General features: G+C 71.9%; 20 protein-coding genes. 15 read left to right on the forward strand and 5 right to left on the reverse strand.

What is annotated here, in order from left to right:
• Window positions 1-227: 227 nt before the first annotated feature.
• From ACFQUZ_RS26670 to ACFQUZ_RS26690, 5 genes are all read left to right on the forward strand, one after another.
• Window positions 228-1,292 carry a Gfo/Idh/MocA family protein gene (locus tag ACFQUZ_RS26670; protein ID WP_377446955.1) on the forward strand — a complete coding sequence of 355 codons (1,065 nt, stop codon included), beginning with the start codon at window positions 228-230 and terminating at the stop codon, window positions 1,290-1,292.
• Window positions 1,285-2,373, forward strand: coding sequence for a zinc-binding dehydrogenase (locus ACFQUZ_RS26675; protein WP_377446957.1), 1,089 nt, complete (start codon window positions 1,285-1,287; stop codon window positions 2,371-2,373). Before ACFQUZ_RS26670 ends, ACFQUZ_RS26675 begins: the two co-directional genes overlap by 8 nt.
• Window positions 2,374-2,558: 185 nt before the next feature.
• The gene (gene secA2 / locus ACFQUZ_RS26680) at window positions 2,559-4,850 is read left to right on the forward strand and encodes an accessory Sec system translocase SecA2 (RefSeq protein ID WP_377446960.1); all 2,292 of its coding nucleotides are present in this window, start codon (window positions 2,559-2,561) and stop codon (window positions 4,848-4,850) included.
• Window positions 4,851-5,210: 360 nt separating this feature from the next.
• Window positions 5,211-5,975: a GAF and ANTAR domain-containing protein gene (locus ACFQUZ_RS26685; protein WP_377446962.1), complete on the forward strand. Its 765-nt coding sequence runs from the start codon at window positions 5,211-5,213 to the stop codon at window positions 5,973-5,975.
• A 94-nt stretch (window positions 5,976-6,069) separates the two neighbouring features.
• On the forward strand, window positions 6,070-6,576 hold the full coding sequence (locus ACFQUZ_RS26690; protein ID WP_377446964.1) for a DUF2231 domain-containing protein: 507 nt from the start codon (window positions 6,070-6,072) through the stop codon (window positions 6,574-6,576).
• A 45-nt stretch (window positions 6,577-6,621) separates the two neighbouring features.
• Here ACFQUZ_RS26690 and ACFQUZ_RS26695 read toward each other — a convergent pair whose 3' ends face one another.
• Window positions 6,622-7,029: an ankyrin repeat domain-containing protein gene (locus ACFQUZ_RS26695; protein ID WP_377446966.1), complete on the reverse strand. Its 408-nt coding sequence runs from the start codon at window positions 7,027-7,029 to the stop codon at window positions 6,622-6,624.
• Window positions 7,030-7,329: 300 nt separating this feature from the next.
• On the opposite strand from ACFQUZ_RS26695, the gene ACFQUZ_RS26700 reads away from it, so the two are divergent.
• The 6 genes from ACFQUZ_RS26700 (at window position 7,330) to ACFQUZ_RS26725 (ending at window position 12,417) form a co-directional block, all read left to right on the forward strand.
• Entirely contained in the window at window positions 7,330-7,929 is a 600-nt protein-coding gene (locus tag ACFQUZ_RS26700; RefSeq protein WP_377446969.1) for a winged helix-turn-helix domain-containing protein, read from the forward strand.
• A gap of 17 nt (window positions 7,930-7,946) precedes the next feature.
• Window positions 7,947-8,579 (forward strand): uridine kinase, encoded by a 633-nt coding sequence (locus tag ACFQUZ_RS26705; protein WP_377446971.1) that lies wholly within the window; start codon window positions 7,947-7,949, stop codon window positions 8,577-8,579.
• Between the two features lie 119 nt (window positions 8,580-8,698).
• Window positions 8,699-9,091: a TraR/DksA family transcriptional regulator gene (locus ACFQUZ_RS26710; RefSeq protein WP_377446974.1), complete on the forward strand. Its 393-nt coding sequence runs from the start codon at window positions 8,699-8,701 to the stop codon at window positions 9,089-9,091.
• A 66-nt stretch (window positions 9,092-9,157) separates the two neighbouring features.
• Window positions 9,158-10,039 carry a DUF72 domain-containing protein gene (locus ACFQUZ_RS26715; RefSeq protein ID WP_377446976.1) on the forward strand — a complete coding sequence of 294 codons (882 nt, stop codon included), beginning with the start codon at window positions 9,158-9,160 and terminating at the stop codon, window positions 10,037-10,039.
• A gap of 48 nt (window positions 10,040-10,087) precedes the next feature.
• On the forward strand, window positions 10,088-11,902 hold the full coding sequence (locus ACFQUZ_RS26720; protein ID WP_377446979.1) for a glycoside hydrolase family 15 protein: 1,815 nt from the start codon (window positions 10,088-10,090) through the stop codon (window positions 11,900-11,902).
• Between the two features lie 86 nt (window positions 11,903-11,988).
• Complete coding sequence (locus ACFQUZ_RS26725; protein ID WP_377446982.1) at window positions 11,989-12,417, forward strand: DUF2267 domain-containing protein; 429 nt, start codon at window positions 11,989-11,991, stop codon at window positions 12,415-12,417.
• On the opposite strand, the gene ACFQUZ_RS26730 is transcribed toward ACFQUZ_RS26725, so the two are convergent.
• Both ACFQUZ_RS26730 and ACFQUZ_RS26735 read right to left on the reverse strand, forming a co-directional pair.
• Window positions 12,414-13,673 carry a YncE family protein gene (locus ACFQUZ_RS26730; protein WP_377446984.1) on the reverse strand — a complete coding sequence of 420 codons (1,260 nt, stop codon included), beginning with the start codon at window positions 13,671-13,673 and terminating at the stop codon, window positions 12,414-12,416. The genes ACFQUZ_RS26725 and ACFQUZ_RS26730 overlap by 4 nt on opposite strands.
• A 5-nt stretch (window positions 13,674-13,678) precedes the next feature.
• On the reverse strand, window positions 13,679-13,948 hold the full coding sequence (locus tag ACFQUZ_RS26735; protein ID WP_377447058.1) for a hypothetical protein: 270 nt from the start codon (window positions 13,946-13,948) through the stop codon (window positions 13,679-13,681).
• Here ACFQUZ_RS26735 and ACFQUZ_RS26740 point away from each other — a divergent pair.
• The 3 genes from ACFQUZ_RS26740 to ACFQUZ_RS26750 are packed head-to-tail and all read left to right on the forward strand — an operon-like array spanning window position 13,886 to window position 15,948.
• Window positions 13,886-14,341 (forward strand): RNA polymerase sigma factor, encoded by a 456-nt coding sequence (locus ACFQUZ_RS26740; RefSeq protein ID WP_377446987.1) that lies wholly within the window; start codon window positions 13,886-13,888, stop codon window positions 14,339-14,341. The two genes, ACFQUZ_RS26735 and ACFQUZ_RS26740, sit on opposite strands and share 63 nt — an antisense overlap.
• Window positions 14,334-15,083 carry a hypothetical protein gene (locus ACFQUZ_RS26745; protein ID WP_377446990.1) on the forward strand — a complete coding sequence of 250 codons (750 nt, stop codon included), beginning with the start codon at window positions 14,334-14,336 and terminating at the stop codon, window positions 15,081-15,083. The genes ACFQUZ_RS26740 and ACFQUZ_RS26745 overlap by 8 nt, the downstream gene beginning before the upstream one ends.
• A gap of 31 nt (window positions 15,084-15,114) precedes the next feature.
• Window positions 15,115-15,948: a type II CAAX prenyl endopeptidase Rce1 family protein gene (locus ACFQUZ_RS26750; RefSeq protein WP_377446993.1), complete on the forward strand. Its 834-nt coding sequence runs from the start codon at window positions 15,115-15,117 to the stop codon at window positions 15,946-15,948.
• A gap of 59 nt (window positions 15,949-16,007) precedes the next feature.
• On the opposite strand, the gene ACFQUZ_RS26755 is transcribed toward ACFQUZ_RS26750, so the two are convergent.
• Window positions 16,008-16,781 (reverse strand): DUF72 domain-containing protein, encoded by a 774-nt coding sequence (locus ACFQUZ_RS26755; protein WP_377446996.1) that lies wholly within the window; start codon window positions 16,779-16,781, stop codon window positions 16,008-16,010.
• A gap of 150 nt (window positions 16,782-16,931) precedes the next feature.
• On the reverse strand, window positions 16,932-18,275 hold the full coding sequence (locus ACFQUZ_RS26760) for an MFS transporter (RefSeq protein WP_377446999.1): 1,344 nt from the start codon (window positions 18,273-18,275) through the stop codon (window positions 16,932-16,934).
• A gap of 467 nt (window positions 18,276-18,742) precedes the next feature.
• Between ACFQUZ_RS26760 and ACFQUZ_RS26765 the strand changes: the two genes are divergently transcribed.
• Complete coding sequence (locus ACFQUZ_RS26765; protein ID WP_377447001.1) at window positions 18,743-19,048, forward strand: hypothetical protein; 306 nt, start codon at window positions 18,743-18,745, stop codon at window positions 19,046-19,048.
• The last annotated feature ends 12 nt before the right edge of the window (window positions 19,049-19,060 follow it).

The raw sequence follows: 19,060 nt of genomic DNA on the forward strand, positions 1-19,060 counted from the left end.
GGACGGTGGGTATCGAGTGCCTCACGGGCCACCCCCGGTTAGTTGATCCTGAACAAGTAATGCCCAGCGAAACGTGTTTTCCCCGTCCTCGGGATGGTTAACCGTGATCATCCTCATTGGTGATCTTCGTAGGATGGCGGCATGAGGGTGTCGCCACGAGGGAAAGGTGCGGCACACGAGCGGCAAGCCGGACGAGCGGGCCGTCGGGTGTATTGGGGGTCGATCGGGTGAGAAGTCGGATCGGGGTCGTCGGTGCCGGTGGTGTGGCGCAGCGGCATGTTCGGGTGCTCAGCGGTTTCTCCGACGTCGAACTGGTCTGCGTGACCGATGTGGTCCCTGAGGCGTCGGCACGGCTCGCCGACACCTGCGGCGCGCGGGCTGTGCCGGACGTCGAGGCGGTGCTCGCCGCGGGAGTGGACGCCGTGTACGTCTGTGTTCCGCCGTTCGCCCACGGCCCCGCCGAGGAAGCCGTGCTCGCCGCCGGGCTGCCGATGTTCGTGGAAAAGCCGGTCGCGGTGGACCTGGCCACCGCCGAACGGGTCGCGGCGACGGTGGCCGAGCGGGGGGTGTTGACCGCGGTCGGTCACCACTGGCGGTACCTCTCGGTCGTGGAGCAGGCACGGTCGATTCTCGGCGACCGAGAGGTGCGGATGGTTAACGGATGGTGGCTGGACAAGGTCCCACCCGTTTCCTGGTGGGTCAAACGGGACATGTCGGGCGGACCGGTGATCGAGCAGGCGGCGCACGTCCTGGACCTCATGCGGCTGCTCACCGGGGAGGTGGCCGAGGTGACCGCGTACGGCGACGGGCGCCCGCCCGCCGTGGACGGTGCCGACATCGACGGTGTCACCGCCGCCGCGCTCCGCTTCGCCAGCGGCGCGGTCGGCACGCTCGGGTCGGCCTGCGTGCTCGGCTGGAAGCAGCGCGCGGCGGTGGAGATCCTCGCCGACGGGCTGGCACTCACCGTCGGCGAACAGGAACTCGTCGTCCGGGACGCGGACGGGGAACGGACCGTCCCCGGCGATCCGGACGCGGCCCGGACCGCGGTGGACCGGGCCTTCGTGGACGCGGTGCGCGGCCTCGGCCACGACATCCGGGTCAGCTATCCGGAGGCGGTCGCCACCCACCGGGTGGCCACCGCCGTGGCCGAGTCCGCGTGGACCGGCCGCCCGGTCCACCTGGACCGGCCTGAGCCGGCCCCGGCCGGCCCCGGCGTCACGTCGCGGGAGGCCGCGGAGGTCACCGGGCGGGAGCCGGTGAACGTCACCGGGCGGGAGCCCGCGGATGGCTGAGCGGGTCGTGGTGGTGAACGGGCCGGGTGCGGTGGCCGTTCGCGAGGAGGAACCGGCACCGTCGCGGGACGGCACGTTCCGGGTGCAGACGTTGTACAGCGGGATCTCCGCCGGCACCGAGCTGAGCTACGTCAAGGGCACCAACCCGTACCTGTCGACGACCTGGAACGCCGACCTGGGCCTGTTCCAGCCGGGGGCGCCCAGCACCCCGTACCCGGTGAACCGGTTGGGATACATGCAGGTGGCGCGGGTGGTGGAGAGCCGGACTCCGGCGGTGGCCGAGGGCGTGGTCGGCGCCATGGCCTACGGCCACCGCACCGGATATCTGGCCGACCCGCTGGTCGACCGGTTCGTCCCGCTGCCCGGGGACCTCGACCCGGTGCTCGGCGTCTACGTCGCCCACATGGGACCCATCTGCGCCAACGGGCTGCTGCACGCCGCCGCCGACCTGTACGGCCCGGGGGTTCGCCAGCTCGGTGACGGCGTCCGCGGGCGCCGGGTGGCGGTGACCGGCGCGGGGGTGGTGGCGTTGCTGACGGCCCTGCTGGTCCGGTTCCACGGTGCGGCCTCGGTCGTGGTGATCGATCCGACCCCGGCCCGGCGTGCGGTGGCGGAGGCGCTCGGCCTGGACGTCCTGGACTCCGAGGCGGCCGACCCGGCGGAGGTGCTGAAGGCGCGCTGGGCGCACGGACCGGGGGACCGCGGCGCCGACGTGGTTTTCCAATGCCGGGGTCAGGCCGCGGCGCTGCACCTCGCTCTGCGCCTGCTCCGCCCTCAGGGCACCGTCATCGACCTGGCCTTCTATCAGGCCGGGGCGACGGAGGTACGGCTCGGCGAGGAGTTCCACCACAACGGGTTGAGCGTCCGGTGCGCGCAGATCGGCCGGGTTCCCCGCGGGCTCGCCTCGATCTGGGACCGGGAGCGGCTCTCCGCCGAGACCATCGAGCTGCTCCGGGCGTACGGCGATCGGGTGCGCGAGCACCTCATCTCCGCGGTGGTCCCGTTCGACGAGGCCCCGACCCTGCTCACCGACCTCGCTGACCGCCGCCGCCAAGAACTCCAATCCATCCTCACCTGCTGATCCCCACCCCACTCCTGACCCGCGTTGATCAAGAGGTTCGCGTCACCGGAAGGCCGGTTTGGTGACGCGAACCTCTTGATCAACGCGGGTCAGGAGTGGGGTGGGTGTTGGGTGTGGGGATTGGGTGTGGGGTTGGGTGAGGCGGGGGCGCCCGATGGGGTTCCGGTCGGCTACCGTTGCCCGTCATGGGCCTGTCACAGCGGTTGAAGAGCAGGGCCCGGCGCTTCCTCCAGCGCCCGGGCAGCACGGTGGATCTCACTCCGTTGCGCCGGTTGCTGCCGGCGATCGAGGCGCGCGAGCAGGAGTTGACCGGGCTCGATGACGCCGAGCTCACGGAACTCGCCGGCGCGGCGGACGACTACACCGAAATCTGCGCGATCGGCCGCGAGGCTGCCCGCCGCGCGCTCGACCAGCGGCCGTACGATGTCCAACTGCTCGGCGCGATGGCGCTGTTGTCCGGCAAGGTCGCCGAGATGGCCACCGGCGAGGGCAAGACGCTCACCGCCACGGTCGCCGCCTACGGACACACCCGGTTGGGCAACGGCCCGGTGCACGTGCTGACCGTGAACGATTACCTGGCCCGCCGTGACGCGGAGTGGATGGAGCCGGTCTACCGGTTGTTGGGACTCACCGTGGGTTGGGTCAACGAGGCGAGCACCGCGGAGGAGCGGCGCACGGCGTACGCCCGGGACGTCACCTACGTCTCCGTGAGCGAGGCCGGCTTCGACTTCCTGCGTGACCAGCTGGTGACCGATCTCGATCAGCGGGTGCAGCCACCGCTGGCGACCGCGATCGTGGACGAGGCGGACTCGATCCTCATCGACGAGGCGCGGGTGCCGATGGTCCTCGCCGGCGCGGTTCCCGGTGAGCAGGACCCGGTGCACACCGCCGCCGCGCTGGTCCGTGGGCTGCGGGCCGACAAGCACTACACCGTCGCCGACGACGGCCGCAGCGCCGCCTTCACCACCGAGGGCCTGGCCGCCCTGGAGGAGCGGCTGGGCGGCCTCGACCTGTACGCCGAGGAGAACGTCGCCCAGCTCTCCGCGCTGCATGTGGCGCTGCACGCGCACGCCCTGCTGCGGCGGGACGTGGACTACATCGTCCGGGGCGGCACGGTGGAGCTGATCGACGAGATGCGGGGCCGGGTGGCGCAGCGACGCCGCTGGCCGGACGGCCTGCAGGCGGCCGTGGAGGCCAAGGAGGGACTGGACGCCAGCGCCGAGGGTGAGGTGCTGGGAACCATCACCGTCCAGGCGTACGTCGCGCTGTACCGGACGCTGTGCGGCATGACGGCGACCGCGGTGCTGGTCGGCGACCAACTGCGGGAGTTCTTCTCGCTCGAGGTCGCGGTCATCCCGCCGAACACCCCGTGCGTCCGGGTGGACGACCCGGACCGGATCTACGCCACCCGGGCCGAGAAGGACGAGGCGCTCGTCGACGAGATCCGGCGCTGCCACGAGGTGGGCCGGCCGGTGCTGGTGGGCACCCTGGACGTGAAGGAGTCCGAGCAACTCGCCGTCGGGCTGACCGCGGCCGGGGTGCCGTGCGTGGTGTTGAACGCCAAGAACGACGAGGAGGAGGCGGCGATCATCGCCGAGGCCGGTAAGTTCGGCGCGGTCACCGTCTCCACCCAGATGGCCGGCCGGGGTGTCGACATCCGGCTGGGCGGCAGCGACCAGGCCGACCGCGACCGGGTGGCCGACCTGGGGGGCCTGTTCGTCATCGGCAGCGGCCGGCACGACAGCCGTCGGGTGGACGACCAGCTCCGTGGCCGGGCCGGCCGGCAGGGCGACCCGGGCGGGTCGGTCTTCTTCGTGAGCCTGGAGGACGACCTGGTCGTACGTCACGCCGTCGACGCCGTTCCGCCGTCACCACGGATGCACGCCGACGGCCTGGTCACCGACGACCAGGTGGAGTTCGCGGTGGAACACGCCCAGCGGGTCGCCGAGGGTGTCAACCACGAGATCCACCGCAACACCTGGCGGTACAGCGTGGTGATCGAACAGCAGCGTAAGGCCCTCGCCGAGCGGCGGGAGCGGCTGCTGACCACGGAGGTGGCGGCGCTGATGCTGATCGATCGGTTGCCGGAGAAGACCAAGGACATGGACGAGGACATCCTCTCCCGGGCGGCCCGGTCGATCGCCCTCTATCACCTCGACCGGCTCTGGGCCGCGCACCTGGCCGAGTTGTCCGAGGTGCGCGAGGGCGTGCACCTGCGGGCGCTGGGCCGGCTGGACCCGCTGGACGAGTTCCACCGCTCGGCGGTGCCGGCGTTCAACGACCTGATTCCGGAGATCGAGCGGCGCACCGTGGAGACGTTCGAGGAGACCGAGTTCGACGAGGACTGGGAGCCGGACGACGCGAAGCTGGTGCGGCCCAGCGCGACCTGGACGTATCTGGTCCACGACAACCCGTTCGGCTCGGAACTGGACCGGCTCATCGCCTCGGTCGGGCGCCGCCTCCGCGCCTCCCGCTGACCCGGGGCCGGATATCCCGTCGATCTAGGGCAGATGGTCACTGTTTGATCTCCAATCACGACCATCTGCCCTAGATCGGCGGGGCGGGGTTCTCGGGGCCGGGCGGCGACACGCCGGGCGGCGGTACCCGGTGGACCGGCGTGGTCATATTTCCTGCCGATGGGCCGGCCGAACCTGCGGCGCGATGGTTTCCTCCTACCGTATTTTGGGAGGTCGTGGGCCGTTTTTTGCCCGGTTTCGGCCGTCCTTGGCCGGGGTAGTAGGCCGGGTCCGAGATCTGCGGGGGGAGAGCACGACGATGACGAAGTCGACCGAAAGAGGACGAGTGTCGCGCGCGGCGGTGCCGCGGGCCATCCTGCGGTGAGGCTGGAGACAGTCACGCCCGGCGGCGACGCCTTGGGCGTGGTGGAGACGGCCGCGCTGCTGCGCGAGTTGACCGCCGGCCTGATCTCCGCGAGTGACTTCGACGAGGCCCTCGATCAGCTGGTACGCACCTGTGGCGCGGCGGTGCCCGGGGTGACCTGGTGCAGTGTCACCATTCTGCAGGCGGGCCGGCCGGCCTCGGTGGCCGCCTCCGACGCGCCGATCCGGGTGCTCGACGAGGTGCAGTACGGCGGGGACGGGCCCGCGATGGCCGCCATCCGACAGCGGGACCTGGTGGTCGTGCCGGACCTGCGGGCCGGGGCGTCCTGGCAGCCGTGGACGGATCGCGCCCTGGCCCTCGGCGTGCACGGGGTGATCTCGGCCCCGGTGGACATCGACGACCAGGTCATCGGCTCGTTGAACCTGTACGCGCGGGCACCCGAAGCGCTGACCGAGCGACGGCAACTCACCGCGATGCTGCTGGCGGAGCACGCCGGGTTGTTACTGGCCGCGGTGCGGGACCGGGTACGGGCGGGGGAGTCGGCTCACGTTCCGCACCCACCGGCGACCCCGGACCCGGCAAGTGACGAGGTCGTGGGGCAGGCGATCGGGGTCATCATGACGCAGCGCGGCTGCCCGGCGGCGGACGCGTTGGAGGTGCTCCGGACCGCGTCCGACGCGCTGTCCATCCCGCTGTCCGAGGTGGCCCAGCGGCTCGTCGCGTCGGTGGCCCGCAAGAGCGTGGGTCGCCCAAAAGGGTGATGGTCGAACCGGTTGTTTGACGCCGCACCACCCGGGTAGCACGCTTGATGTCGGTGAGCGCACCGTCGGTGAGCGCACCCCCCGGGGAGGCACTGTGGAGAGCCGGTTGCGGGTGCAGGGGCACTCGATCCAACCGATGCTCGCCACGTTTCCGTTCGGTTTGTTCGCCTGCGCGACCGTGTTCGACATCTCGGTGGTGGCGGGCGCACCCGCCCTGCTTGGCAGGGTCGGATACTGGACGGCGCTGGCCGGCCTGCTGGCGACGGCGCTGACCGTCCTCGCCGGCATGGTGGAGTTGTGGGACACCGGGGACGGCGTGGCCCGGCGTGCCGCGCTCGCCGGCACGCTGACCGGAGTCGGCGCGGCCGGGTTGTTCACGGTCGTGTGCCTGATCCGGGCCGGCGCGGGGGAGCCGTTGTCACCGACCGGCGGCCTGGTGGTCGTCGAAGTGGTGGCGTTGGTCGTGGCGGCGGTGGGGATCGTCCGCACCGGACGGTCGGTCCGCCGGGTGGACCGTGGCCCGCGGGAGCGGGCCGGGTTCGAGGCGTTCCGCTCGGGTCCCGCCGGTTTCGTCGCCGGGGATTCGCCCACCCGTCACTGACCCACGGATCCCGGGTCCAGTGAGGGCGGTCGGTCCCGGGGTGCGTTACCGGGTGTCGGGCGTGTCGCCGCCCAGCAGGGCGAGCATCTCTGGCAGGTCGAAGAACGCGGCCGTCTCCGCGGCCGACGGGCTGCCGTGGTCCGGGTCGGCGCCGGCGGCCAGCAGGGCGGTCACCGACTCGACCGACCGGCGGAACGCGGCGGCGGCGAGCGCCGTCTGGCCGCGGTCGTTGGTTCGGGCCACGTCTGCGCCGCGGGCCAACAGCGCGCCGACCGTCTCCGGGTGGTCGTGGTATGCGGCGAGGATGAGCAACGTGTCGCCCTTGTCGTTTGTCATGTTCACCGGCAGACCGGCGTCGATCTGGGTGGCGAGTTCGGCGGTCTGGCCGCCGCGCGCCAGGTCGAACATCCGGTGCGCGAACGCCAACGTGTCCTCGTCCAACTCCTCCGCCATCGGCCCAGCCTAGTGCGGCAACGGGTCGCCGTTCGCGGGGACGCTGTTTCCGCCCCTGCGAGCGGCGCCGTCCCGCGTCCCACCGGTGCGGACGGTCCCCGATGGAGGGTGCGGATCGGCGCTACGCACGGGCATCTATCATCGGAACTGGCACCCAGCGCAAGCGTCCGGTTCCAATCCGTTCGTCGATTGTCACATTCATGCAACGCCGAGGGACCTTGACCCCCTTCGGGACGGCCGGAAGCATCGGTGCTGCGGCGTCCCGGGGCCGTGGAAATCCCGGATCAGCCAAGGAGGACCATGTCGGTCAGCTCCCCGTCGTCGCGTACCGGACGGCATCCGTCCCAACCGCCCGGTCCCGGCCGCCCGCCGGGTGCCCAGCGTCGCCCGGCCGCCGGTTCCGGTGGCCTGGCGGCCCTCACCGTCACCCTGTCCATCCCCCTGGCCGGGGAGGAGCCGCTCATCCCGGCCGCCCGTCGGTTGCTGGAGGCCGCGCGCGAATTGGTGGAGCGGGGTGAGGCGACGGTCAGTGGTCCCCACGGCGGGGAGCGCCGGGCGGATCCGCTCGCGGTGCGCACCCCGCAGGCGCCGCACGTTCCCACCGTGCACATTATGTCGGCCTCCCGGACGGTGCTGCTCGACGGCGAGAAGCTGCCGCTGACCCGGTTGGAGTTCGACCTGCTCATGCACCTGGTGGCCCACCCGCGCCGGGTGTTCACCCGGTTGCAACTGCTCACCGCCGTGTGGGGCTACGAACACGCCGGCGTGCGCACCGTGGACGTGCACATCCGCCGGTTGCGGGGCAAGGTCGGCGCCGAGGTCCCGCTGATCACCACGGTGTACGGGGTGGGTTACCGGCTGGCCGACGATGCCCGGGTGGTCATCGACTCCACCGGCTGAGCCGGCACCATGGACCGGTGAGGATCCGCCCGATCGCCCCCGACCTGCTGGTGAGCGAACTCGCCGACCGGATCGCCGGGGACCGCCCGGACTGCCGGCTGCGAGTCGCCGTCGACGGACCACCCGTCGCCGACCCGCGCCGTCTCGCTGACTCGCTCGTCGACCCGCTGCGGGCGCGCGGCCGGTCAGCGGTCCACATCCAGGCCGACGATTTCCTGCGACCGGCGTCGTTGCGCTACGAGCAGGGTCGGACGAACCCGGACAGCTACTACCTGGGGTGGCTGGACGAGGCGGCGGTGCGCCGGGAACTGCTCGATCCGGCCGGACCCGGGGGAAGCGGGCGGATCCTGCCCAGCTTGTGGGACGCGACGACCGACCGGGCCAGCCGGGCGGCGTACCAGACGCTGCCGGAACGGGCGGTGGTGCTGCTCAGCGGAGCGTTCCTGCTCGGCGGCAGCCTCCCGTTCGACCTCGTCGTGCACCTGGACGTGTCGGCGGCGGCGCTGCGCCGTCGGCTGCCGGCCGACCTGCGGTGGACGTTGCCGGCCTTCGAGCGGTACACCACCGAGGTGGATCCGGTCCGGCTCGCCGACGTGGCGGTCCGGCTGGACGACCCGCGCCGCCCCGCGGTGATCGACGACCCCGGCTGAGCTCGCCAGAAAGACCGTTTGACCGCCCTCAGTGGGGGGTACTCGGCCCGCTCAATGCGACGGGTACGTGTCCGGGAGGGGCCGGGCGTGCCCGCTTTGGGGGAGAGGCAGGTTTGCCCATGCTGGTCCAGGAAACGGTCGGTCGGACCCAGGCGGAGACGGAGAAGATCCGTGTCTCCCTCCGGGCCCGGTATGACGAGCTGACCGCGGAGTACGACGAGGCCGTCCTGCAGAACGAGACGATGCGGCTGGTCGAGGTGGGTGATACCGCCGGCGACGACCAGGCGGACCACGGCACCAAGACCGCCGAACGGGACACCGCCCGGTCGTTGCTGCGTGCCATCCTGGAGCGGCGTACCCAGTACGAGCACGCCCTCGCCCGGCTCGCCGAGGGAACCTACGGCTACTGCGAGGGCTGCTCCGCGCCGATCCCGGTCGAGCGGCTGGAGATCTTCCCGTCGGCGACGAGCTGCGTGACCTGCAAGCAGAGTCGGGAGCGGCGGGCGGCCTGACCGGTCCACCGACCGGGATCCGCGGTAGCGGTTGCCGGTCGGCCCGCCAGGGGGTGGACTTGGCGGATGGGCGCGATACACATCGGCACCGCCTCCTGGACGGACCCCACCCTGCTCGAATCCGGCTGGTACCCGGCCGAGGCGGACACCGCCGAGAAGCGGCTGGCCTACTACGCCGAGCGCTTCCCGCTGGTCGAGGTGGACGCCACCTACTACGCCCCGCCGGCGGAGCGCACGGCCGAGTTGTGGGCGGCGCGAACACCGCCCGGCTTCACCTTCAACATCAAGGCGTTCAGCCTGCTGACCGGGCACCCGACCCGGGTCACCGCGCTGTACAAGGACCTACGACCGGACACCGACAAACGTACCGTCTATCCGGACGGGCTCGCGCCGCAGGCGTACGAGGAGGTGTGGACCCGGTTCCTCGCCGCGCTGGACCCGCTGGCGTCGGCCGGCAAGCTGGGTGCCGTGTTGTTCCAGTTCCCGCCGTGGTTCACCATCCGCCGGGACAACAAGCAGTACCTGCTGGAGGTGCAGAAGCGGTGCGCGCCGCTGCGCGCCGTGGTGGAGTTCCGGCACGCCTCCTGGTTCACCGACGACAACCAGCGGGAGACGCTGGACTTCCTCCGCAAGAACGCCATCCCGTACGTCTGCGTGGACATGCCGCAGGGGCACAAGTCCTCGGTGCCGCCGGTGCTGGAGGCGACGGCGGATCTCGCGATGATCCGGTTCCACGGCCACAGCGACAAGTGGACAAGTAAGGACATCCACGAGAAGTTCGGCTATCGGTACTCCAAGGCCGAGCTGAAGCGGTGGGCGCCGAGGCTGCGGGAACTGGCCGACCAGGCCGACCAGACCCACGTCCTGATGAACAACTGTTACCGGGACTACGCCCAGGACAACGCCGGTACGCTTATCGACCTGTTGGACGGCGACCAGGCGGCCTGATCGGCGGTCCGGCAGGCGTACCCCGATCCCGGTGGGGTACCCGCTGGCGTGACGGAGGCACGGATCAGCGACCACGGCTTCCTGGCCGACGGCCGCACCGCGGCCCTGGTGGACCGGGACGGGTCGGTGAGCTGGTGGTGCCCGGCCCGATTCGACACCCCGTCGGTCTTCGCCCGGCTGCTCGACAACACCAGCGGCGGACACTGGTCGATCCGCCCCCGGGAGGCGTACCGGGTCGACCGGGCATACCTGCCGGACACGCTCGCCCTGCGCACCGAGTTCCACACCGCCCGCGGGTCGGTGGCGGTCACCGACGCGCTGGCCCTGGAACCGGGCGTGCGCGGCCACGACATCGGGATGCGGTCCCCGGGCATCCTCGTGCGTCTGGTCGAAGGGCTCACCGGCGAGGTGCCGATGGTGCTCACCTACTGTCCGCGCTTCGAGTACGGTCGGGTCCTCGCCTATCCGCTGCACCAGGACGGGGTTCTGGTGGCCACCGCCGGACCCACCACCCTCGCGCTGACCGCCAGTGTGCCGATGACGGTCACCGACGGCACGGCCACCGCCGAGTTCACCGTCGCCGGCGGGCACCGGGAGAGCTTCGGCTGCGCGTACAGCGCGACGTACCACGACCGGGACGTCAGCCGCGTGGACCCGGCGGCGCTGCTGGCCGAGACCGTTCGCGGCTGGCGGTCGTGGACCGGCCTGCACAGCTACGACGGACCGTACGCGGCGCTGGTGCGGCGCAACTCGCTCATCCTGCAGGGGCTCACCTACCAGCCCAGCGGAGCCGTGGTCGCGGCCGCCACCACCTCGCTGCCCGAACAACTCGGCGGTGACCGCAACTACGACTACCGCTACACCTGGCTGCGGGACTTCTCGCTGACCCTGCGGGCGCTGTGGGTGGCGGCCTGCCCGGACGAGGCCAACCGCCTGTTCACCTGGGTCGCCCGGGCGGTGGGCCGGGTGGACGGCCGGCAGATCCCGATCATGTGCGGCGTGGAGGGGACCCGGGACCTCACCGAACACCGGATCGACACGCTGCGCGGGTACGCGAACAGCTCGCCGGTGTGGGTGGGCAACGACGCCTGGCGGCAACGGCAGACCGACGTACCCGGGGAGGTGCTGGACGCGGCGTGGCTGCTGCGCGACTACCTCGACCCGAACGACGACGAGGTACGGGACCTGCTGCGGTCGCTCGCGGACCGGGCGGCCCGGGACTGGCCGGATCCAGACGCCGGCATGTGGGAGGCCCGTGACACCGAACGGCACTACCTGTCCTCCAAGGTGCTGTGCTGGGTGGCCCTGGACCGAGCGGTCGCGTTCGGCACCCGGATCGGCACGTCCGGGCAGGTGGCGCACTGGCGGACCGCCCGGGACGCGGTACGGCGCGCTGTCCTCGACCGGGGCTGGAACGACGCCGTCGGCGCGTACACCGGTGCCTTCGACTCGCCCGAACTGGACGCCTCCGTGCTCGTCATGCCGGTGGTCGGATTCCTGCCGGCGACCGACTCCCGGATGTGGGCGACGATCGAACGCGTGGAGCGGGTCCTCGCCCACGACGGGCTGGTCCGGCGCTGGGACGGGGACCCGGCGGGCTTCTTCCTGTGCTCGTTCTGGCTGGTGCAGTGCCTGGCGCTGGCCGGCCGGCGGGACCGGGCCACCGCCCTGTTCGAGACCGTGGTGGCCCACGCCAACGACCTGGGTCTGCTCGCCGAGCAGGTCGACCTGGACACCGGGGAGCAGTTGGGCAACATCCCCCAGGCGTTCTCGCACATCGGGTTGATCACCGCGGCGTGGTCGCTGGCCGAGGCCGCACCCGCGGCGATGGGCGTCGGGGACAGATTCACCCGGGCGGGGTGAGGCCGGCTCGTCCGATCACCCGGCAGGCTGGCGCCGAGGGCCATGCCCGACGACGAGCGCACCATGAGCACCGCGGGGGGATTGCCGTGAGTAACAAGCCGGAGTCGACCTTCGACACATCCGTGGACAAGACCAACCTGCTCCTCAAGGACATCGAGCAGGCGTACGGCTGGCCCAAGGAGCGGCGCAACCAGTCGTACGCGGCGTTGCGTACCGTGCTGCACCTGCTGCGTGACCGGATGCCCGTGCAGGAGAGCGCGCATTTCGCCGCCCAGCTGCCCACCCTGGTGCGGGGGATCTACTACGACGGTTGGGACCCGATGTCGGTGCCGGTCAAGCTCAACCGGGACGACTTCCTGTACGAGGTGCGCCGCAACTTCCAGTACGACGTGGAGGGTGGACCGGAGAGCCTGGTCCGTACGGTGCTGGAGGTGCTGCGTCGGCACGTACCGCAGGGCGAATGGGACGACGTCCGGTCCACCATGCCGAAGGATCTCGCCACCGTCATCCCCTAACCGCGGCCGGCGAGGCCCCGTAGCCGGACGAGGCCGGGGGCGGCGATCCGGCCGATCTCCCGACCGTCGTCCGGATCGTGCCAACTCACCACGTCGCTCTGGCCGACGTAGAGACGTTCCCCGTCCGGACTGGACACGAGACCGGTCACGGCTTCCCGGACCGACCATGTCGCGGCGACGCCGAGATGTGCGGGATCGACCACGGACACGGTTGTCCCGGCGGCGACGAAGAGCCGGTTCTGGTCGGCGGCGGCGTGCGCGGCACCCGGAAGCGGGGACATCGTGGCCGTCCGGTCCACCGTCAGGTTCTGCGTCGAGATGTCCGCGAGCGTCCCGGACGTGACGTCGGCGACCACCAACCGCTCGCCACCAGTAAACATAGCCATGGCATGGCCGTCCGCCGGTCCCGTCCCGAACGGGTGCGGCAGGTCGACGCAGTACGCCCAGGACTCGGCGAGGTGCAACGTGTGCACGAACGCGTGGACGTCGCTGGCGGGCCGGCCACTGACCAGGTCGCGGGTGTGCTGGTGGTCGGGCTGGTGGGTGTAGAGCGTGTACAGGACGGTGTGGGTGGGGGCGAGCACCGCCTGGCGTCCGTCGCCGCGCATCTCCTCCTCGGCGCCCGGCGGGACCGGCACCTTGGCGCGGGTGGAGAGCGGGCCGGGAGTGCCGGTGGCCAGATCGACGACCCGGACCCGGTACCGGTCCGGTGCGTCCGCCGGAAGCCACTCCAGGACGAAGAGACCCGACAGGTCGTTCGTGAAGGTCTCCGGCACGAAGTTGCCCCGCAGCTTGAGCCGGTGCCGGACACTTTCGCCATCGGTGATCAGCACTGGCGTCTCGGTCCTCGCGACGGGACGTCCCGTCGCGGCGGGGACCCCCTCGGGGGTGAGCGCCACCAGCGCACCGGTGGCCGAGATGGCCCGCGGCACCCACCGGCCAGGCAGCGTACGGCGGTCGCCGGCCCGGCCCGTGGCGGTGTCCACCCGCCAGAACGCGGTGTCCGCGCCGGCCGGCTCGCTGGCGTAGGCGACCCGCCCGTCGTCGGTGGCGACGGCCCGAGGGACCGGCCGGCGATCGCTCCCGCGCAGCATCTCCAGGCCGCCGGCAACCTCGACGAGGAGCGCGTCGGGGAGGGTCGCCGCGGTCGCGGATCTCGGGGTACGGGTGACGTCGCAGCCGACCAGGCCCGCCACGCCGGCGCTGCCGAGGACAGTCAGGACGGTGCGCCGGGAGATCGGTGTCGAAGGCATCATGACCCTCATGACACCGCCGGGCACCCCGGGGTTCCGGCGTCGGACACCACCCGAGACTCGCGGAACCCGGACGGCTCGGCCGGTGTCATGAGGGTGTTCCGGACGAGGAGGTTCCGCTGGACGACGATGCCGTCGCCCGCGCTCGGGCTGGCGACCTGGAGGCGTACGAACTCCTGGTCGCCCGGCACACCGCGGCCGCGTTCCGGACGGCGGTGCTGTTGGGCGCGGGTCCCGATGCCGAGGACGTGGTCCAGGAGGCGTTTGTGAAGGGTCACCGCAACCTGTCCCGCTACCGGGGTGAGTCGTCCTTCCGCTCCTGGCTCCTGGCGATCGTCGCGAACGAGACGCGTAACCTGCACCGGTCCCGCAGCCGGCGCGACGGCCTGGTGCTGCGGGCGGCGGCGACGAACCCGGAGCCGGGCGTCGCGGAGGACACCGCGGTCGGCGCCGTGTTGGCCGACGAACGCCGCGCCACGCTCGTGCGGGCGTTGCGCCGACTGCCCGACAAGGACCGCGAGGTTATCGTCTGCCGGTTCTTCCTCGACCTCAGCGAGGAGGAGACCATGACGACGCTGGGCTGGCCCCGGGGGACCGTGAAGTCCCGCACCTACCGGGCGCTGGCGAAGTTGCGCGGCCTGCTCGACCGCGAGGAGATCCGCCATGGATGACCTCGAACGGGAGCTGCGCGACCTCGCCGGATGGCTGGAGACCCCGGACCCACCCGACATGACGGCTCGGGTCCGTACCCGGCTCGCCGCCGCCCCCGCCGGTCGCCGTCACTGGCGGCTCTGGCGCCGCTGGCGTCGCTGGCGCCATTACCTGGCGGCGGCGATCGTCGCCCTGCTCGTCGCGGTGCTACCGCCGGGACGGGCGGCCGTCGCCGACGCCGTGACGGGCCTGCTGCGCTTCGCCGGAGTCCGCGTCACGTCGTCTCCCGCGCCGGCGCTGCCCCCCGGTACCCCGTCTCCGCTGCCGGCGCAGCGACCGGCGAGCCTGGACGAGGCGCGGCAGAACGTGCGGTTCCCGATCCGCCTGCCGGCGGCGTTGGGTCCGCCCGAGCGGCTGCTGCTCGCCGATCCCGACGACACCGGCGGTTACCGGGTGGCGAGCCTGCTCTACCGGGCCGGGGCCGTGCGACTGGACGCCTTCGACGGGCAGCTTGACCCGGCGTTCGCCAAGCAGGTCGGCGGACCGGAGGTGGAATGGGTCGAGATCAACGGTGCCCCTGCCGTCTGGGTCGCGGGACCACACCAACTGACCTATGTGGATCGCACGGGGATGACCCGGGCGGAAACCGCGCGGCTCGCCGGGTCGACCCTCATCTGGCAGGTGGGCGACGTGACCTACCGGCTCGAAGGTGAGCTGACGAAAGACGACGCCGTCGCGATCGCCCGTACACTTCGGCCATGATGGACAGGCCCGCGCGGTCGTCGGGGCGGCCGTGACGCGGCAACCCCGGCCAGCCGAGGACTCTCGTCCCGGCTGGCCGTGGCGGGTCCTGCTGGTCTTCGTCGGCGCCGTCCTGGTCTGGCTGTTCGTGCTCCACGGCACGCCGCTGGGCGACGAGTACGACCGCTCGACGCACGCCGCCCGGGCCGTCCTGACGACGATGCTCGTCGTTGCGATGGTGTGGGCCGCCCGCCGGTTCCTCGACCGTCGCCCCTGGGCCGGTCTCGGGCTGCCGTCCCCGCGCGCCGGCTGGCGCCGGCTGCTGCTCGGGATGGGCTGCTGGCTCGTTCCGGCCGCCGCCGGGTTCGTGCTCTGCCTGGGCTTCGGCTGGGTCGACATCACCCTGCGTGGCTCGGCCGGGGACGCCGTCGCGACGGCGGCGCTGCTGGTCGTACTCGTCCTGCTGTACGAGGCGTTGCCGGAGGAACTCGTCTTCCGCGGCTACCTCCAGCACACCCTCGCCACGGCACTGCCGGCCTGGCAGGCGGTCCTCGGGCAGGCCGCGACGTTCACCCTGTTCGGGCTGCTCATCGGGGCCGCATCCACCATCGACAGAATTCTCCTCCTGTTCGTCTTCGCGCTCCTTCTCGGCGGCTTCCGGGTCGCCACCGGCGACATCTGGGCGGGCCTCGGGTTTCACCTCGCCTTCCAGGTCGTCGCCCAGTTGTTCCTCGGCGAAGGGGCGGCCTTCGACGTCGACGGAGTCGGCGTGCTGAGCGTCGTCGCCTTCGGCGCCCTGCCCTTCGCACTGGGTTGGCTGGCCATGGAACGCCTCCACCGCAAGCGGCTGAACTGGCTGGCCCGCGAGCCCGACCCGGTGCGGTGAGACGGTGAGCTGGATCGGCGTGCCGAGGATCCGCTGCCGGGCCCGGACCGTGAGGTGTCTCAGGAGGAACCGGCGGGTGGCGCCAGTGGGGTGCGGCCGACCGGCAGTCCCTGCCGCCGGGCGAGCGCCGCGAAGGCCACCGCGTCGATGATCGCCGCGCCACCCGGATCGTTGTTGAAGTACACGTGGACGGGCTCGTCGGCGCCGAACCGCTCGGCGATGCGGCGTACCCAGGTGGTGAGGGCCGTCCGCCCGTAACGTGGCCAGGGCCGGGCCCGACCCTCGTGCATCCGCAGGTATCCCCAGTCGGTGGTGCGCCACAGCGGGGTGACCGGCCGGCTGTTCCGATCCGCCCAGGACAGCGCGGCACCGTGGACGGCCAGTGTCTCCCGGACCCGGTCGGTCCACCAACTCGGGTGCCGCGGTTCCACCGCGACCCGGACGGTGGTCGGGAACAGGCCCAGCACCCGGTCCAGGGCCGCGACGTCCGCCGGCAGGTTGGGCGGCAGCTGCAGCAGCACCGGCCCCAGTCGGTCGCCGAGCGCCGTGGCCCGGCCGAGGAACCGGTCGACCGGCTCCTCGGGGTCACGCAGCCGCTTGATGTGGGTCAGGAAGCGGCTCATCTTGACGGCCACGCAGAAGTCGTCCGGCGTACGGGACCGCCATTGCGCGAAGGTGTCCCGTTCCGGCAACCGGTAGAAGGCGTTGTTGATCTCGACGGTGTCGAACTTGGCCGCGAAGTGCTCCAGCCACCGGCGCTGCGCCAGCCCGGCCGGATAGAACCGGCCGCGCCAGTCGCGGTACTGCCATCCGGAGGTGCCAACACGGATCATCACGTTCCAGTATCGACGCGACCGGTGCCTCCCGCCATGACCCCGCCCCTGACCCCGTCGATCTAGGGCAGATGGTCGTGATTGGAGATCGACTAGCGACCATCTGCCCTAGATCGACGGGGTCAGGGCGGCGGGGTCGGGGCGGCGGGGTCAGGTTGCGGGGTGGGGGACGGGGGCTTGGCTCGGGGCGGGCCGGACCAGCGGGGTGAGCAGGCCGCTGAGCGCGATCAGCGAGCATCCGGTGCCCGCCACCAGCAGCGCGCCGGTGCTGCCGAAGCGGTCCGCGGCCCAGGTCAGCAAGGCCGCACCGATCGGGGCGGCGGCGTAGTGGATGGTCCAGAACGCCGACGTGACCCGGCCCAGCAGATGGCCCGGGGTCACCTCCTGGCGCAGCGACATCGAGCAGATGCCGGCGATCCCGATCCCGAACGTATACACCGTCGCGAACGCGGCCATCGTGGCGACGTGGCCGGCGAATCCCATCGCCACCACGGCAAGGCCGGCAAGCGTCTGCGCCGTGATCCAGCAGGCGCCCACCCCGAACCGGCGGCGTGCCCGGGCCACGATCAGCGCGGCCAGCACCGTTCCGCTGGCTCCCACGGCGAGGACGTTGCCCACGTGCTGATCGGACTGATCCAGATCGTGCTTGAGCCGGTAGATGAACAGGTCCGTGAGGCCCAGCATGAGGAACAGCGACAGGGTCAACAGGATGGTCAGCGTCCGCAGGACCGGGTGGCGCCACAGGAAGACCGCACCGACCGACAGGTCGCGTACCGCGACGGAGAGGGGGCGGGGCCTCCGGCGGCGACCGGTCACCATCGCCGTGACTGGCACGGGCCTCGGGCTGGTCGGGTCCGGCACCGCCGACTCGCGGTGCCGGGCGCGGGCCGGCCGGGGCCCGCGGGTGGTCAGCCGGACGAAGGTCAGACCCACCGCGGAGATCGCGAACGTCACGGCGTCAACCCCGACCGCGACCGCCGGCCCGACCAGTGCGGACACCACTCCGGCCAGCATCGGACCGAGCACGCTGGCGACCGCGTACGTGGCGGAGAGCCGGCCGTTGGCCTCGGTGATGTGCTCCGGGTCGACCAGCCCGGTCACCGCCGTGACGTAGCTGACCCGGAACACCATGCCCAGCGCGGAGCCGAGCGGGACCACCAGGTAGAGCAGCCACACCCGCGGCTCGGCCAGCCAGAGCAGCGGCACCGCCCCGTAGGCAACCGCGCGCAGCGCGTCGCAGGCGACCATCAACCGTCGCCGGTCCAACCGGTCCACGAGGACGCCGGCGAACACGCCGGTGACCACGGAGGCCGCGCCAGCGAGACCAGTCAGCAGACCCATCTGCGCGACCGATCCGGTGGCGTGCAGCACCAGCAGCGGTATCGCCACGAAGGAGAACGCGTCGCCGGCCACCGACAGCGCCTGCAACGCCCAGAAGAACAGGAAGTTCCGGTTGCTCCACAAGCTCGGCGGGCGGATCCCCGAATCCCCCATGCCCGGCGACGATACCGGAGTCCGTCGATGCCCCGTCCCCGCCGACCATCGGCTCGATCATGAACCGACGGAGGCTAGGCGGGTTTCGCCCAAGATCAACTCAATGTCGGCGAAACAGGGGTGTCCGGCCCGGTCCAACACCCCAACTTCGCCGACATCGAGTCGATCAATCCTGCGCGGTTAGCCGGTGAACAATTTGCTGGCGGTGATCAGGGTCTGCACGACGCCGTAACCGAGCAGCGCCAGGACCAGCGGCGTCGACCGGGTCCGGCCAGGCGGGGGTCGGGCGCCGGGCGGTCGATTCGCTGAGACGAACGGACGATCCGAGGGGATCGCCGGGCGCACCCGGCGTGGATCGGGATCGTTGGCGTGGTTAGACATGATCGCGCTCGGGGTACCAGCCGAGCATGGCGCCGCGACGCGGCGGACGGCCGCGCGAGGCGGCGGAACAGCAGAGGGGAACGCCGATGAAGTTGAACGACGACGACATTCGTGGCGTGGGCGGCACCGGTGCCGAGGGTCCGGCCGACGGTGGCGCGACGCCGGGTGTGCGGGACGGTGGTGCCGACGGTGGTGCCGAGGGTCCGGCCGACGGCGGTGCGACCCCGGGCCAGCAGGACGGCGGTGCCGACGGTGGTGCCGAGGGTCCGGCCGACGGCGGTGCGACCCCGGGCCACCAGGACGGCGGTGCCGACGGTGGTGCCGAGGGTCCGGCCGACGGTGGCGCGAACCCGGGTCAGCAGGACGGCGGTGCCGACGGCGCCGCGCGCTGACGGGCTCCTCCG

Source organism: Plantactinospora sp. GCM10030261 (assembly GCF_042666615.1).
Classification (GTDB): Bacteria; Actinomycetota; Actinomycetes; order Mycobacteriales; family Micromonosporaceae; genus KBS50.

What these genes read in the sequence shown, in the direction of transcription:
- ACFQUZ_RS26675 (WP_377446957.1), top strand. Translation starts at nt 1,285, where the DNA reads ATGGCTGAGCGGGTCGTGGTGGTGAACGGGCCGGGTGCGGTGGCCGTT.
- secA2 (WP_377446960.1), top strand. Translation starts at nt 2,559, where the DNA reads ATGGGCCTGTCACAGCGGTTGAAGAGCAGGGCCCGGCGCTTCCTCCAG.
- ACFQUZ_RS26695 (WP_377446966.1), bottom strand. Translation starts at nt 7,029, where the DNA reads ATGGCGGAGGAGTTGGACGAGGACACGTTGGCGTTCGCGCACCGGATG.
- ACFQUZ_RS26700 (WP_377446969.1), top strand. Translation starts at nt 7,330, where the DNA reads ATGTCGGTCAGCTCCCCGTCGTCGCGTACCGGACGGCATCCGTCCCAA.
- ACFQUZ_RS26710 (WP_377446974.1), top strand. Translation starts at nt 8,699, where the DNA reads ATGCTGGTCCAGGAAACGGTCGGTCGGACCCAGGCGGAGACGGAGAAG.
- ACFQUZ_RS26715 (WP_377446976.1), top strand. Translation starts at nt 9,158, where the DNA reads ATGGGCGCGATACACATCGGCACCGCCTCCTGGACGGACCCCACCCTG.
- ACFQUZ_RS26730 (WP_377446984.1), bottom strand. Translation starts at nt 13,673, where the DNA reads ATGATGCCTTCGACACCGATCTCCCGGCGCACCGTCCTGACTGTCCTC.
- ACFQUZ_RS26745 (WP_377446990.1), top strand. Translation starts at nt 14,334, where the DNA reads ATGGATGACCTCGAACGGGAGCTGCGCGACCTCGCCGGATGGCTGGAG.
- ACFQUZ_RS26755 (WP_377446996.1), bottom strand. Translation starts at nt 16,781, where the DNA reads ATGATCCGTGTTGGCACCTCCGGATGGCAGTACCGCGACTGGCGCGGC.
- ACFQUZ_RS26760 (WP_377446999.1), bottom strand. Translation starts at nt 18,275, where the DNA reads ATGGGGGATTCGGGGATCCGCCCGCCGAGCTTGTGGAGCAACCGGAAC.
- ACFQUZ_RS26765 (WP_377447001.1), top strand. Translation starts at nt 18,743, where the DNA reads ATGAAGTTGAACGACGACGACATTCGTGGCGTGGGCGGCACCGGTGCC.